This is a genomic window from Rhizobium mesosinicum (assembly GCF_019511345.1).
GTDB lineage: Bacteria > Pseudomonadota > Alphaproteobacteria > Rhizobiales > Rhizobiaceae > Rhizobium > Rhizobium mesosinicum.
Genome location: NZ_JAEUAK010000019.1, coordinates 30,806 through 45,566, shown reverse-complemented (window position 1 = coordinate 45,566; position 14,761 = coordinate 30,806). Strand labels below are relative to the sequence as shown.

12 protein-coding genes and 1 pseudogene are annotated in these 14,761 nt (G+C 59.3%); all 13 read left to right on the top strand.

Going from position 1 to position 14,761, the window contains the following annotated elements; genetic code table 11:
• Positions 1 to 448: 448 nt before the first annotated feature.
• Entirely contained in the window at positions 449 to 787 is a 339-nt protein-coding gene (locus JNB85_RS29810) for a hypothetical protein (RefSeq protein ID WP_007815384.1), read from the top strand.
• 134 nt (positions 788 to 921) lie between these two features.
• Positions 922 to 1,128: a hypothetical protein gene (locus JNB85_RS29805; protein WP_183829869.1), complete on the top strand. Its 207-nt coding sequence runs from the start codon at positions 922 to 924 to the stop codon at positions 1,126 to 1,128.
• 163 nt (positions 1,129 to 1,291) lie between these two features.
• Positions 1,292 to 2,098 (top strand): pseudouridine synthase, encoded by an 807-nt coding sequence (locus tag JNB85_RS29800; RefSeq protein WP_220338006.1) that lies wholly within the window; start codon positions 1,292 to 1,294, stop codon positions 2,096 to 2,098.
• A gap of 11 nt (positions 2,099 to 2,109) precedes the next feature.
• Complete coding sequence (locus JNB85_RS29795) at positions 2,110 to 2,793, top strand: phosphoribosyltransferase (protein ID WP_220338011.1); 684 nt, start codon at positions 2,110 to 2,112, stop codon at positions 2,791 to 2,793.
• Positions 2,794 to 2,901: 108 nt separating this feature from the next.
• On the top strand, positions 2,902 to 4,644 hold the full coding sequence (locus JNB85_RS29790) for an SLC13 family permease (RefSeq protein ID WP_220338005.1): 1,743 nt from the start codon (positions 2,902 to 2,904) through the stop codon (positions 4,642 to 4,644).
• Between the two features lie 181 nt (positions 4,645 to 4,825).
• Positions 4,826 to 5,770 (top strand): phosphoribosylaminoimidazolesuccinocarboxamide synthase, encoded by a 945-nt coding sequence (locus tag JNB85_RS29785; protein WP_220338004.1) that lies wholly within the window; start codon positions 4,826 to 4,828, stop codon positions 5,768 to 5,770.
• Positions 5,771 to 5,868: 98 nt separating this feature from the next.
• Positions 5,869 to 6,471 (top strand): TetR family transcriptional regulator, encoded by a 603-nt coding sequence (locus tag JNB85_RS29780; RefSeq protein ID WP_220338003.1) that lies wholly within the window; start codon positions 5,869 to 5,871, stop codon positions 6,469 to 6,471.
• Positions 6,472 to 6,621: 150 nt separating this feature from the next.
• Entirely contained in the window at positions 6,622 to 7,839 is a 1,218-nt protein-coding gene (locus JNB85_RS29775) for an efflux RND transporter periplasmic adaptor subunit (RefSeq protein ID WP_220338002.1), read from the top strand.
• 50 nt (positions 7,840 to 7,889) lie between these two features.
• Positions 7,890 to 11,000 carry an efflux RND transporter permease subunit gene (locus tag JNB85_RS29770; RefSeq protein ID WP_220338001.1) on the top strand — a complete coding sequence of 1,037 codons (3,111 nt, stop codon included), beginning with the start codon at positions 7,890 to 7,892 and terminating at the stop codon, positions 10,998 to 11,000.
• A 154-nt stretch (positions 11,001 to 11,154) separates the two neighbouring features.
• Positions 11,155 to 12,588, top strand: coding sequence for an efflux transporter outer membrane subunit (locus JNB85_RS29765; protein WP_220338000.1), 1,434 nt, complete (start codon positions 11,155 to 11,157; stop codon positions 12,586 to 12,588).
• 82 nt (positions 12,589 to 12,670) lie between these two features.
• Positions 12,671 to 13,204 carry a helix-turn-helix domain-containing protein gene (locus tag JNB85_RS29760; RefSeq protein WP_220337999.1) on the top strand — a complete coding sequence of 178 codons (534 nt, stop codon included), beginning with the start codon at positions 12,671 to 12,673 and terminating at the stop codon, positions 13,202 to 13,204.
• A gap of 23 nt (positions 13,205 to 13,227) precedes the next feature.
• Positions 13,228 to 13,686 (top strand): IS3 family transposase, encoded by a 459-nt coding sequence (locus JNB85_RS29755; RefSeq protein ID WP_220337998.1) that lies wholly within the window; start codon positions 13,228 to 13,230, stop codon positions 13,684 to 13,686.
• A 29-nt stretch (positions 13,687 to 13,715) separates the two neighbouring features.
• Positions 13,716 to 14,760: pseudogene (locus tag JNB85_RS29750) on the top strand (LacI family DNA-binding transcriptional regulator).
• Position 14,761 lies beyond the last annotated feature (1 nt).

Below are 14,761 nucleotides of genomic sequence, written 5' to 3'. Positions count from 1 at the left end.
CCAGAGCAACAAACCAGCATCCGCCAATCCGCTTGATTTCTTAAGAACGAGAAACTTCGTCGCCAGCAGCGCCGCCGCCCTCGTCAGTGAGTGGGCTTATAATCCCACCAAACCAAAACAGTCAACACCACCAATCCAACTTTTTTGACATTTTTGTAACAGGTTGATTCGACAGTGAATTTTATACGCCGATGTTATCCACAGGTGCCTTTCTGAGGCGACATCTCCGGAAAATCTTTTACCAGGTGATAAAAAACCGGAGTCAGTAGCGTCTAAAAAGCAGAAAGGCTGCGAAAAAACAGTGTCCTGGCCAATTTTATGGTTAAGGCGGGTTAAATTAGGCCTCTGCGCCCGCCGTCAAACTACCGTCACATCCAATTATCGGTGAAGCGCGGAACCTAACGCGCTGATTGGTGTTTTCTTCCCCATTGAAGGAAAGGAGACAGATATGGCCGCCAATACCGACGATCTCAGAACTTCCGTCAGCAAGGACATTGCCGCACTCCAGCAGGAGGTTTCCCGTCTGCAGAAGATGATTTCAGCACAGGGCGCCGAAGCCTATTATGAAGTGCGAGACCGAGCCGGCAAGGCTTACGAAGATGCGCTGCCACGTGCCAAGAGCGCCGTTGCGCAGATCAGAGCCGAAGGAGCCGCAGTCGCAGGCACGGCCCGAGAACACCCGGCAGCGACCACAACGGCGCTTCTGGTTGCCGGCGCGATCGGCTTCCTGGCAGGTTATATGTTGTCAGGCGCCTCGCAGCCCGAGCCGCGTCACTGGTGGCGTTGAGCTACCAAGCTCCAGATCCCGCATTTTTACGCATCCTGCAGATCCATTTTTCGCAGGATGCGTAGACACTTATGTCTTAGAAAAACCAATTTTTAATGCGAATGACGAGAACATAAAAATGAAGGGAGGACATTATGGACAATAAGAGAGAGAAGCTGATCGTTGAAGTCAGCGTCGACGCCAGCGATGGACGTCGCGCAGTCGGCATCATGAACATGCGCCAGGCGCTCGATCTGCCCGAAATGCCGAGCCTTTCCTATACTCATCCGGACCCTGCCAAGGCCGCAGCTGGCATTATGATGAACCGGCAGGAACTCGCCGGTTTCATGGCCTGCCCTTAAGACGGTAGAAAAACTCTCTTGCCCACTACGCTTTGTCCAAAGCGTCGATGGTTTCTTTAGGCATCCGAAGTCCTCTACTCCCCAGAATTTCGAGCACCGTTGCTGGCGTCCGTGCGTCGTTCATGCAAAGAACGGCTTTCGCAATCGCATCAGGGATAGCGGAGTGAAAGGCCGGCGATCACCGCAGAAAACATACGAACGCAGCAGACCCCAGGCCGCACCGGCCGGCAAGCGGGTCACGCTTCCACGTGCGCTCTCCAAACTCGGCTACTGTTCCCGCACGCAGGCCGAACGGCTGATCGCTGAGGGCCGCGTCGCGGTCGGTGATCGCATTGTCACGGATCCCTCGGCATGGGTCGATCTTTCGACCGCCCTTATCAAGGTCGATGACAAAGAGATCGTCGCCGAGGCCCGAATCTACCTGATGCTCAACAAACCACGCGGCCTTGTGACCACTCGTCATGATCCGGAGGGCAGGCCGACCGTCTATGACTGCCTGGCCGACTTTGATGTCCCGCATCTCTCTCCCGTCGGTCGGCTCGACAAGGCGAGCGAGGGGCTGCTGCTCTTTACCAACGATACCGAATTCGCCCAGACGCTGCTCGATCCAGTCACCCACGTATCGAAATCCTACCATGTGCAGATCGATCGGATCGCCGATGACGACATGCTGGCGGCAATGATGTCAGGCCTTCGGCATGACGGCGAACTGCTGCGCGCCACCGCTGTCCGCAAGCTGCGCGAGGGCGACCGCAATTCCTGGATCGAAGTGGAACTGCAGGAGGGCCGCAACCGGCAGATCCGCCGGATGCTGGAGGCGCTCGATATCGTCTGCCTGCGGCTCGTGCGTGTCGCGATCGGTGGGCTGAAGCTTGGCGACCTGCCGAAGGGATCGGTCAGGGTGCTGACAGAATCTGAACTCAAAGACCTTCGCCGGAAAGTCGGTACCGGCAAGGCGATACGAGATTGAGAATGAACGAGATGAAACCGCATGATTTCTGGCAGGAGATCCATCCGCCGGGCAGTTTCCAAACAGGTGGCGATTTCAGCTCCTTCTTTACAGCGGAACTGGAAGATGGCAGGCAGTTGCGCCTGCCGATCCGTATACTCTCGGATGGCGAGCATGCGCTGGCCTCGCTGATCATCAATCAGGCAAGCTTTGCGGTGCTGGATGTGCTCGCCGAAAACCTTGCGGCAAAGATAGAACCATCAGGCATCGATGTCGTCGCCGGCCTGCCGACGCTCGGCCTGACCCTTGCGGCGGCCGTCGCTCAGAAGCTCGGCCACAGCCGTTACGTGCCGCTCGGCACCTCCCGCAAATTCTGGTATCGCGACGAACTGTCAGTCTCGCTCTCTTCGATCACCGCGCCGGAACAACAGAAACGGCTCTATATAGATCCGCGCATGCTGCCTCTCCTGGAAGGACGCCGTGTCGCGCTGGTCGACGACGTCATATCGAGCGGGACCTCGATCGTCGCGGGCCTTGATCTGCTCACGAGCTGTAACATCGAACCCGTCGTCATTGGTGCGGCCATGCTGCAATCGGACCGCTGGCGCGCTAAACTCAATGCCGCAGGGCCGCAATGGCAGACACGCACGAAAGGCGTTTTCGCAACGCCCATCCTCCAGCGCACAGCCGAAGGAAAATGGCGAAAACCTGCCTGAGCGGCATCGAACTCACATGTAAAGACCGATCATTCTTTCGTCTGAACGGGCTATACAGCACGAGACGAAGAGCTACATTCGGCGTGTGATCGAAGACAGGAACCGCCGATGACGCTTGAGCAAGCAGCCCTCCTCATCCTGCTGGTGGCAATGCTCTTCCTGTTCTCCCTCGACCGCCTGCGCATCGAAGTTATCGCGATCGGCGGATTGCTCGCGGGCTATGTGCTCGGTCTATACCCTGCCGATAGTATCTTTGCCGGCTTTGCGAGCCCTGTCGTCGTCACCGTCGTCGAAATCCTTCTGATCGTTCAAATACTGGCGCGCACCAAACTCTTCGACAGCCTCGCCGAGCGCTTCGTGGCATCGGGTCTCTCCCATTTCCGGGTCATAGCAGGCGTCTCCGCTCTGACCGGCTTCATCTCGATCTTCATGAACAATATCGGTGCCTTTGCGATCAGCTTGCCGCTGGCGTTGCGGCTGAGCACGCTCATGAGTATTCCGCGCCGACAACTTGTGATGCCGATCTCCTTCGCCGCCCTTCTCGGTGGTCTCGTCTCATTGATCGGCACACCCGCCAATCTTCTCGTCAGCGATGCGCTTGAAAAAAACACCGGCAAAGGTTTCCGCTTCTTCGACTTCGCTTATGTCGGGCTTCCGGTCGCCGTAACAGGCATCCTGCTGATCGCGCTGATCGTGCAGCGATTGTTTCCGGAGCCGGACGAGACCGGGGAAATGTCAACTCAGTCGGCCCGCCGCATCGTCGTGGAGCGCGGCATTCCTGAGCATTCACCGCTCGTCGGCGTAACACTTGCCCAATGTCCCGAGCGTTTCGGCATCCAGCCGCATGCCCTGATCCGCGACAGGGCTTTCGTCTTTGGCCCGCTCGAACAATCGGTTATCCAGCCGGGCGATATTCTGCTGGCGCAGGGTGCGGATTCGGTCTTCGCGGATCTGGCCGTCTCGCAGGCGCTGGTGCCAGATGCCCATCCACACGGATTGCAGCCGGATTTCACAAGCATCGAAGCCGTTGTCATGCCGGAGAGTACGGTTGTCGGCTCGCGCATTGCCTCGCTCGAGGTCTTCCGCAATCGCGGGATCACGATCTCGGCACTGTCGATGCGCTCTCCCCGCATAGAAGGACGCTTTGCGGATCTGCAGCTTTCGATTGGCGACATCCTGCTGTTGGAAGGCCCGAAAGCGGCCATAGCTGAAGCGTTGGAAGAGTGTGAATGCCTTCCGCTTGCTTCCGCAGCCCCCTCCCCTGGATCGTCAGCTTCATGGCAGCCTTTTGCAATCTTCGCCTGCGGCGTCGTCGCTTCCGCCTTCGGCCTTCGCCCCGATATTGCTCTTGCCTTCGTGGTGCTGGCGCTCGCACTGCGCGGCTATCTCAACATCCGCCAGGCAATGGCGGATATCAACTGGCCAATCATCATCATGCTCGCAGCGATGATCCCGATCGGTCAGGCGGTTGCAACAACGGGCACGGCCGAGACCATTGCAGCATGGCTGAGCCTGGCCTTTCCGATCGGCTATCCCTTGTGGGGTATCGCACTCGTTCTGCTTCTCGCCATGGCGCTGACGCCGTTCGTCAACAACGCGACGGTCGCAATCGTACTTGCGCCGATTGCGCTGGAATTTGCGCGCGCCGGCCAGCAGCCGCCGCAGGCCTATCTAATCGCAGTGGCCGCCGGCGCCTCGCAGGATTTCCTGACCCCCTTCGGCCATCACAACAATACGCTCTCGATGAGCATCGGCGGCTATCGCTTTGGCGATTTCCTGCGCGCCGGCTGGCCGCTGACGCTCGCCGGCTATATAGTCACGCTCATTCTCATCGCCCTCTTCTGGCTTTGAATGAGCCTTTGCTTGACTTCCCCGGCAATGAAACTAGAGCAGGGTCAGAGCATGCGGCGCAAAAGTGTGCAGCGGTTTTGCGATAACGACATGCGTAAAACAAAGACCTGAAGCGTGCGAAGCGAATCCTAAAGATCGCGGCACGCTTTAGTCTCAGCCGATAGAAGGACAGCCAAGCACCGTGCGTATTCTCTCCGAAGCCCATTTCCCGGAATTGCCGAACTACTACCGCGGCAAGGTGCGCGAGAATTACGATCTTCCGGATGGGCGGCGCATCATCATCAGCACCGACCGGCTGAGCGCCTTCGACCGCATCCTGACCTGCATTCCCTACAAGGGACAGGTGCTGACCGAGACGGCCCGCTACTGGTTCGAGGCAACGAGGGACATTTGCCCCAATCACGTTCTCGACTATCCCGATCCGAACGTCGTCATCGGTAAGCGGCTCGATATCCTTCCGGTCGAGATCGTCGTGCGCGGCTATCTCGCCGGCACGACCGGCACCTCGATCCTGACGCTTTACAAAAAAGGTGAGCGCGAGATGTATGGCATGCGCCTGCCCGACGGCATGCGCGACAATCAGATTCTTCCGGAGCCGGTCATCACGCCGACCAGCAAAGAGTTCGATGGCGGCCACGACGAGCCGTTGACACCGGCCGAGATCGTCAGCCGCGGCCTTTTGACGAAAGAGCAGTGGGAAACGCTTTCCAGGTATGCGCTGGCGCTTTTTGCCCGCGGCCAGGAAATGGCGGCAAAACGCGGCCTCATCCTCGTCGACACCAAATACGAATTCGGCACCGATAAGGACGGCAACATCATCCTGGCCGACGAAATCCATACACCCGACAGCAGCCGATACTGGGTGGCGGAAACCTATCCCGCCGCCTTCGAAGCGGGCAAGCGGCCGGAAAGCTTCGACAAGGACTTCGTGCGCGCCTGGGTGGCCGAACGCTGCGACCCCTACAAAGATGCGATTCCGGAAATTCCTGTCGAGCTGATCGAGCAGACGTCGGCCGTCTATATCAAGGCCTATGAATGGATCACCGGCGAGCGCTTCGTACCCGATGACCGCGGCGAAACGCCCGCGGCGCGTATCCGGGCAAATCTCGCGCCCTATTTTCCCTAAACCGTTGAAGCCTGAGCTGCGAGCCTGCTTGCAGCCTTTCAGCCAATCGCGCTAGCATTGGAAAAAAGGGGTGCCGGGCCAAGCCCGGCGGGGGACAGATGGCACGCAGGCCCAGGCGCAAGGCCGAAGAAACCAGGGAGGATATCCTCTCGATGGCGGAGACGCTGTTTCGCCAGCGCGGCTTCGTTGCGGTTTCCATCGCTGATATCGCCTCTTCGCTGCACATGTCGCCGGCCAATGTCTTCAAGCATTTTCAATCAAAGGCAGTGCTGGTCGATGCGATTGCCGAGCGCCATCTCGGCAATGCCACGGAGCGCTTCGCCGCCGTCGACGCCAGCCTGCCACCGAAAGAGCAGTTGCTGAGCTTCGTCATGCGCCTGCTCGACAGCCATCTGCAGGACATCCAGCAAAACCCCTACATCTTCGAAATGGTGATCTCAACGATCGACGCCAAGCTTGATGCCGGTCAGCGCTATCGCGAACGGATAGAGCAGAAGCTCGGCGAGATCATCCGTGAAGGCGTGGCCGAAGGCAATTACCATTGCGACAATACGGACGCGGCAGCCCGCACCGTTGCAGACGTTCTGGCCTGTGTTCTGCATCCCATTCTCATTGCCAAGGAGGACAAAAACACACTTGTTCACCGTGCGGAAAAAATCGTGTGTTTGGTGGATGCCGCACTGCAAAATAACCCTTGCTAAGTGACGATTGCTGAATTACGTCACTTCGTAAAGCTTTTCTTAATATCGGATAACGGCATCTGTTTCCGGATCAATCATCACTCCTATATAGAGCGGCGCCTCATAGGGCCGGCGATTGAACCGCTACTGCCAACCGCACAGGAATTCAGCATGATCCGGCGTGCCCTCATCATCTCATCGGCCCTCTTGCTGGTTATGGGCCTCGCCGCCTGCAACGAGAGTGGCAGCAAGCCCGCCGGCAATGCAGGCGCAGGCGGTGCTGCCCAGCAGGCCGCTCCGGTCGGTGTGGTGACGCTGAAGAAGGATACCTATCCGATCACCACGATCTTGCCTGGCCGCGCCGAAGCCTTCCAGGTGGCCGATATTCGCCCACAAGTGAACGGCATCATCCGCGAAATCGCCTTCAAGGAAGGCGGCGAAGTCAAGAAGGGCGACCTGCTCTACCAGATCGACGATGCTGCCTACCGCGCAGCAGTCGAGCAGGCACAGGCTGCGATTTCCAAGGCTCAGGCAAGCGTGCCGAGCGCCCAGAGCAATTTCGACCGCTACCAGCGTCTGGTCGGCAGCGGTGCGACGCAGATCGAATTCGAGACCGCCCGCACGGCGCTTGCCCAAGCAAATGCAGAAGTCGAAGCCGCAAAAGCGGCATTGACCGCAGCGCAGATCGACCTCGATCACACAAAGATCACGGCCCCTTTCGACGGTATCATAGACCAGACGGCCTACAATATCGGCAACGTCGTTGCAGCAAACCAGTCGACCGCGTTGACCACTATTCGCCAGCTAGATCCGATCTACATTTCGCTGACGGAATCGAGCACCAACCTGCTGAAATTGCGCGATGCGATCGCTGCCGGCGACGTCAAGGGCGAGGACAACAATATCGCGTTCCGCCTGATCCTCGAAGACGGCCGTGAATATAATCAGAAGGGCAAGCTCGACATGTCGAAGCAGGTCGTCAGCGAAACGACCGGCACCTTCATCATTCGCGTGGTTTTCCCAAATCCGGACCGCGTCGTTCTGCCGGGCATGTATGTACGCGCTACGGTCGAACTCGGTGCTGAAGCCGGATATGCGCTGCCGCAACTTGCAACCGCCCGCGACGCAAACGGCCGTTTGACGGCACAGTTCGTTTCCGCCGAGGGCAAGGTTGAGACTCGTGTGTTCGAGAACGCCTCGCCCTCCAACAATTCCTGGCTCGTGACCCAGAGTGTGAAAGATGGCGATCAGCTCATCGTCAGCGGTCTGCAGTCGATTGTATCAGGCATGCCGGTCAAGCCGGTTCCAATGAAGATCAACGACAACGGCGTGGTTGTCCCTGCCGATCAGCCCGTGGCCGGAGGCGAACAGAAGCCAGCAGCAAAGTAATGCGCAGGCATTTTCGTATCGTCACCGTCCCAGCCGTACAGGAATAACCGATGGCCAAGTTTTTCATTCGACGACCGATCTTCGCCTGGGTCATTGCGATCACCATCATGCTCGCAGGTCTGCTCGCCATCTTCACGCTGTCGATCTCGCAATATCCTGATATCGCGCCGACCACGGTCCGCATCAACACGAGCTATCGCGGCGCGAGCGCCGAGACGGTCGAAAAATCGGTGACCACCATTATCGAAGACGGTATGACTGGTCTCGACGACCTCACCTACATGACCTCGACCTCATCGACAGGCTCGGCCAGCATTTCGCTGACCTTCGGGACCAGCATCAATCCCGACATCGCGCAGGTGCAGGTGCAGAACAAGCTGCAGCTCGTCCAGTCGCAGCTCCCGGGCGATGTCATCGATGCTGGTATCAGCGTCACGCGCTCCACCTCGAGCATTCTTCTCGTCGGCTCGCTGGTCTCGACAGACGGCAAGCGCACCTCCGTTGACCTCGGCAACATCATGTCGACCTCGATCGAGGACCAGATCCAGCGTCTGGAAGGTGTAGGCAGCATCAACATATTTGGCTCCGGTTACGCTATGCGCGTCTGGCTGGATCCGTTCAAGCTACAGAAGTTTCAGCTCACTCCAGGCGACGTGACCTCGGCTATCCAGGCCCAGAATACGCAGGTCTCCGTCGGCTCGCTCGGTGCCCAGCCGGCCGTCCCGGGCCAGCAGATCAACGTTACCATCACCGCGCAAAGCCAGCTCACCACTGTCGCGGATTTCGAGCACATCATCCTGAAGGTCGAAAAGGACGGTTCGACTGTCCGCCTCAGCGATGTCGCCCGCGTCGAGATCGGTCAGGAAAGCTATGGCGGCAGCTCGCGCTATAATGGCCTGCCATCGTCGGGTTTCGCCGTCAACCTTGCCATTGGCGCCAACGCCATCGACACCGCCGCCCGTGTCCGCACCGCGCTTGAAACAATCGGCCGTGGCCTGCCGGAAGGCGTCGAGATCACCTATCCCTACGACACGACCCCCTTCGTCGAGCTGTCGATCGAGAAGGTCGTGCATACGCTGATCGAGGCGATCGTGCTCGTCTTCGTGGTCCTGCTCATCTTCCTGCAGAACCTGCGCGCGACATTGATCCCGACCATCGCCGTTCCCGTCGTGCTTCTCGGCACGTTCGGCGTCCTTGCGGTAACAGGCTATTCGATCAATACGCTGACGATGTTTGCCATGGTGCTGGCGATCGGTCTTCTCGTCGACGACGCCATCGTTGTCGTGGAAAATGTCGAACGCATCATGTCGGAGGAAAAGCTCTCGCCGCTCGAAGCGACCGAGAAGTCGATGGGTGAAATCACCGGTGCCATCGTCGGCATTGCTCTCGTGCTGACCGCGGTTTTCATTCCTATGGCCTTCTTCGGCGGTTCGACCGGCATCATCTATCGCCAGTTCTCCATCACCATCGTGTCGGCCATGCTGCTGTCTGCCCTCGTCGCCATCGTGCTGACGCCGGCGCTCTGCGCCACGATGCTAAAGCCGGTCGACGAGCATAAGAAACATCGCATAGGCGACTGGTTCAACCGCAACTTCACCCGCTCGACCAACGGCTATGTCCGCACGATCGGCTACCTCTTGAAGCGGCCGGTCCGCGTCATGCTGGTGTTCCTGCTGGTCGGCGCCGGCTGCGCCTATCTCTTTACGCGCTTGCCGAGCTCGTTCCTGCCTCAGGAAGACCAGGGTGTGCTCCTGACCATCGTCACCACGCCGCCGGGCTCGACCACACAGCAGACGCAGGCCGTCGTTGAGAAGGTAGAAAAATACTTTCGTGAGAACGAAAAGGATGCGGTGGATTCCGTCTTCGGCGCGCTCGGCTTCGGCTTCAACGGTTCGGGCCAGAACAGCGCTATCGTCTTCACCAAGCTCAAGGACTTCTCGCTGCGCACTGATCACAATCTAAGCGCGCAGTCGGTCGTCAACCGGGCTCTCAAGAACTTCTTCACGATCCGCGAGGCGCAGGTCTTTGCGCTGCTGCCACCAGCGATCCAAGGTCTTGGCGTCTCAAGCGGCTTCTCAATGTATCTGGTGGACACCGGCGGCCACGGCAATCAAGCCCTGACGGCTGCGTCCAAGCGGCTCATCCAGATGGCCGGCGCCACCGGCAAGGTCGTCGCACTGCGCTCGAACAACAAGGAAGTCGAGCCGCAGATGAAGATCCTGATCGATCAGGAGAAGATCGGCGCCATGGGTGTCGACCTCGCCTCGGTCAACTCCATGCTGTCGATCATCTTCACCGGCCGCGACGTCAACGACTTCACGCTGAACGGCGAGATCAAGCCGGTCTACGTCCAGGGCGACGCGCCCTTCCGCATGCAGCCGACCGATCTGAACCACTGGTATGCCCGCAACAACGTCGGCGAGATGGTGCCCTTCTCCGCCTTCACGACAACCCAGTGGGTCGAAGGCGCGCCGTCACTCGCCCGGTTCAATGCTGTCAGCGCCATCCCGCTGGACGGTGCGGCAGCCCCTGGAGTCTCCTCCGGCGAGGCCATGAATGAGATGGAAGCCCTGACCGAGCAGCTCGGCGGCGGCTACACGGTCGCCTGGCAGGGCATCTCCTATCAGGAGCGGCTCTCCGGCTCGCAGGCACCGATGCTTTACGCGATTTCGGTTCTCGTCGTCTTCCTCTGCCTGGCTGCGCTCTACGAGAGTTGGTCGATCCCGTTCTCGGTCATCATGGCCGTGCCGGTCGGTGTGCTCGGCGCGCTTGCCGCAGCAACGCTCTTCGGGCAGGCGAACGACGTCTATTTCAAGGTGGGCCTGCTCACGACCATCGGCCTTGCCGCAAAGAACGCGATCCTGATCGTGGAATTCGCAAAGGACCGAATGGAGACGGGCATGGGGCTCTTCGAGGCAACGCTGGAAGCAGCAAGGCTGCGCCTGCGCCCGATCATCATGACCTCTCTGGCTTTTATTCTCGGCGTCGTGCCTTTGGCCATCGCAACAGGCGCGGGTTCCGCTGCCCAGAACGCGATCGGTATCGGCGTGCTCGGGGGCATGCTTTCGGCGACGATGCTCGGCATTTTCTTCGTGCCGTCCTTCTTCGTCGTGATCCGCCGCATCTTTGCCACACGGCAAAAAAATGAGGCGGGAGTGTGATATAAATGCACTGTGAGAAAGCTTTCCGGATTGCTACATTGCGCACGGACTGCTTCGGCATGTGTTTAGCGTAAGGAACGAGGCGCGTCAGGCCGATAGTGAAGCATGACGCTTCGGACAAGAATTGACTTGCTCGAGTTACAGGAAAAAATGCATGGTATCTCTTCGTTATGCCACACCGGCGCTATTGTTATTGCTGTCGGGCTGTGTAGTAGGCCCTGATCACGTACCTCCTGAAATGGCGCTTCCTGGAAAATTCAGTGAAGGTGGCAAAAAGAGCATCGGCGATGTCGCTACCACGGCCTGGTGGACCGCCTATAACGACCGCAAGCTCGACAGCCTTGTCCAGACCGGACTTAGCCAGAACCTGACGATTCAACAAGCGATCGAGCGTATCAATTCCGCATCCGCCAACGTGACCATCGCCGGCGCCGGTGCCTTGCCCGCCCTCGATGTCGGCGCTTCCCACACCATCAGTGGCCAGACAGGCGAACTGCGCGACCAGCCCAACACCCGCAACACCAGCGCCGGACAGCTTTCTCTGTCCTGGCTGCTTGATCTGTTCGGTCTCTACAAGCGTAGCAAGGAAAGCGCCCTCGCCTCTCTTGATTCCGCTTACGCGGGTGCCGACATCGCCAAGCTGTCCTACATCCAGGACCTTGTCTCAACCTATATCGATCTGCGCTTCTACCAGCAGCGCCTGGCGCTTTCGAAGGCCAACCTGAAGTCCCGTCAGGAAACCTACGACCTCACCAAGTTCCAGCTCGACGCAGGTGCGGCATCCCGCCTCGACGTCGTGCAGGCTGAAGGTCTTGTCCAGTCGACGCTCGCAGAAATCCCCGGCCTCGAAACCAACATCCGCGTTTCGGCCCATCATATCGCCACCCTCGTCGGCCAGCCGGCTGGTACGATGGTGGATGAACTGATGCGTGGCTCCGGTCAGCCGACTTTCCGCGGAGGCATCAAATCCGGCATTCCGGCCGACCTGATCCGCAACCGTCCGGATATTCGCCAGGCCGAGCGCAACCTTGCCGCCGCTACCGCACAGATCGGTGTCGCAGAGGCTCAGCTCTACCCGTCGATCTCGCTCTCAGGTTCGATCTCGCCGAGCTACATTAACCAGCGCGGCATACACGGCGGCCTGTCGGCATGGTCCTTCGGCCCCACCCTGAACCTGCCGATCCTCGATGGTGGCCGCCTGCGCGCCAATGTCGACGTCTCCAAGTCCGACGCAGCCGCATCCTATCTCGCCTGGAAGCAGACCGTTCTGACAGCAGTCGAGCAGGTTGAGAATGCCCTTTCGGCCGTTCGCCGCGACGCCCAGACCGTTGATGCGTTGCGCGCCCAGGTCCGGACGACCCAGGAAACCCTCGAGCTTTCGACGGCATCCTACAAGGACGGCGCTTCCTCGCTGCTCGACGTTCTCGACGCCCAGCGTCAGGTCTCTCTCGCTCAGGCAAGCCTTGCCGCCGCTGTTCAGCAGATGGCCAAGGATTACGCTGCACTCAACATCGCAACCGGTGGCGGCTTTGCTCCGGGCGGCAAGACCACCGGTCCGGGACCGGTCAAGGTTACCAAAGGCAGCTAAGATCCTAGCATAGCGTTATTTCGAAGCCCTGCGGTTTTGAACTGCCCCCCGAAAGTTGGACATCCACCTTCGGGGGTTTTGCATGTCCAAACACAGCGTGGCTTTTAAGCTTTCTGTTGTGGAGTTTTACCGAAAGGGCGAGCGTAGCGCTCGGGAAGTGGGCGCGCATTTCGGAGTGGACCATTCGACGGTTCGCAAATGGGTCGCAAGCTACGAGGCGCACGGGGCTGTGGGGCTTGCGAAGAAGTTCAGCCACTACGATGCAGCATTCAAGCTATCGGTTCTCCAGCGGATGTGGGAGGATGGGCTGTCGTATCGCCAGACGGCGGCGCTGTTCAACATCCGCAATAAGAGTTGCCTTTCGGATTGGGAAAAACATTATGAGCGGGGCGGGATCGACGCCCTGAGCCCGCGCCGCAAAGGAAGGCCCCGATCAATACCCGAGCCGCCAGGGCCCAAAGAACCGGACGCTTCACGTAGCGATGATAAAAAGAGCCGCGAAGAGTTGCTTGCCGAACTGAGCTATTTGCGGATGGAGAACGCCTTCTTAAAAAAATGGGAGGCCTTAACGCGGGAAACAACCAGCGCTCAAAAGCGCAAGTCGTCCAAGCGTTAAGGCCGTTCTATCCGCTTGACGGGTTGCTGAAGCTTTCGGGCCTTTCCCGCAGCACGTTCTATTATCGGCAAAAGATGTCGGCGCTTTGCGACAAGCATGCTGAACTGAAAAACCGGATCCAGGCCATCTTTGACGCTCACAAGGGCCGTTATGGCTATCGGCGCGTGACGGCGGCGATCCGCCAGCTCGGACAGGCGGTCAATCACAAGACGGTCCAGCACCTGATGGTCAAGATGGGATTGAAATCGCTGGTGCGGCCGAAGCAATACCGCTCCTACAAGGGCAGCGTCGGGCGCACCGCCCCCGATCTCATCAAGCGGCAGTTCACCGCACAGGCGATCAATCAGAAATGGGTGACGGACGTCACCGAGTTTAACGTGGCTGGCGAGAAGCTTCTTTGCGTGAATATCTGCCGGGATAGATATATGCGCATAGGAGAAATTTGGATTCGACAAGCCGTAATCGCTACGCTATGCAATTGATTAAACGATTAAGCGCGGCGCCTCAAATAATGGCTTCACAACGCCCGGGACCCAATCTCAGCAGGATAGCGACGTCGCTCGGCGTCTCCGTTGCCACGGTCTCCAACGCCCTCTCCGGCAAGGGCCGGGTATCCGACGCCCTGATCGAAAGAATTCGCGCACATGCTGCTGAACTCGGCTACGTGCCGAGCCAGGCCGGCCGGGCTCTTCGCACTGGCCGCAGCGGCGTGCTCGGCCTTGTCCTGCCTGACATTGCCAATCCGCTCTTTCCGAAGATCGCTCAGGCCATCGAATATGCCGCATCCGCAGCAGGCTATGGCGTGCTGATCGCCGACTCCCGCGGCGATATCACGGCGCAGACCGAAGCGATCAACCGGCTGGTGGAGCGTGGCGTCGACGGCATGGTGATCGTGCCGCGCCGTGCCACCCGCATTTCCGGCGCAAGCTGCCCGGTCGCAGTCATCGATACCGCCTCCACGCCCGGCAATACGGTCGCCGCCGATCACTGGCAGGGTGGCAAGGAGATCGCCGCCCACCTTGCGAGCCTTGGCCATAAGCAGATCCTCATTATCGGCAATAATCGCGAGTCTAACGTCCAGAATGACCGAGCCGGCGGCATCAGGGCCGGCCTGCAGCCCGGGATGCGCTCCGAGACGCTCTGGATCGAGCGGTTGGAGCACGAGACAGGCGCCGGCTGCCGGCTGGGGCTTGAGGAAAAGGCGCGTCAGGGCTTCACGGCCTTTGCGGCCCTTTCCGACCTGCAGGCTCTGCGCGCGCTGACTGAACTGCAGCAGGACGGCATCAGCGTGCCCGCCGATGTCAGCGTCACCGGCTTCGATGATCTCATCTGGTCGCCTGTCGTTACGCCGTCGCTGACGACGGTGAGGATGGACATGGATACCATTGCCGAAATCGCCGTCTCGGCGCTGGTCGAGAGAATAAACGAAAGCGGCACACGGGAGGGCGTTCTGGTTACGGCGCACACCGAACGTGTGCCCATGCAGCTGATCATCCGCCAGTCATCCGGGCTCATGAAGCCGGCAACCAAAAACCTCAGAGATGGAGAACTTGTAGA

Bases quoted from the DNA above. Each gene is read 5' to 3' on its own strand.
- JNB85_RS29810 (WP_007815384.1), top strand. From the start codon at position 449: ATGGCCGCCAATACCGACGATCTCAGAACTTCCGTCAGCAAGGACATT.
- JNB85_RS29805 (WP_183829869.1), top strand. From the start codon at position 922: ATGGACAATAAGAGAGAGAAGCTGATCGTTGAAGTCAGCGTCGACGCC.
- JNB85_RS29795 (WP_220338011.1), top strand. From the start codon at position 2,110: ATGAAACCGCATGATTTCTGGCAGGAGATCCATCCGCCGGGCAGTTTC.
- JNB85_RS29790 (WP_220338005.1), top strand. From the start codon at position 2,902: ATGACGCTTGAGCAAGCAGCCCTCCTCATCCTGCTGGTGGCAATGCTC.
- JNB85_RS29780 (WP_220338003.1), top strand. From the start codon at position 5,869: ATGGCACGCAGGCCCAGGCGCAAGGCCGAAGAAACCAGGGAGGATATC.
- JNB85_RS29775 (WP_220338002.1), top strand. From the start codon at position 6,622: ATGATCCGGCGTGCCCTCATCATCTCATCGGCCCTCTTGCTGGTTATG.
- JNB85_RS29770 (WP_220338001.1), top strand. From the start codon at position 7,890: ATGGCCAAGTTTTTCATTCGACGACCGATCTTCGCCTGGGTCATTGCG.
- JNB85_RS29765 (WP_220338000.1), top strand. From the start codon at position 11,155: ATGGTATCTCTTCGTTATGCCACACCGGCGCTATTGTTATTGCTGTCG.
- JNB85_RS29760 (WP_220337999.1), top strand. From the start codon at position 12,671: ATGTCCAAACACAGCGTGGCTTTTAAGCTTTCTGTTGTGGAGTTTTAC.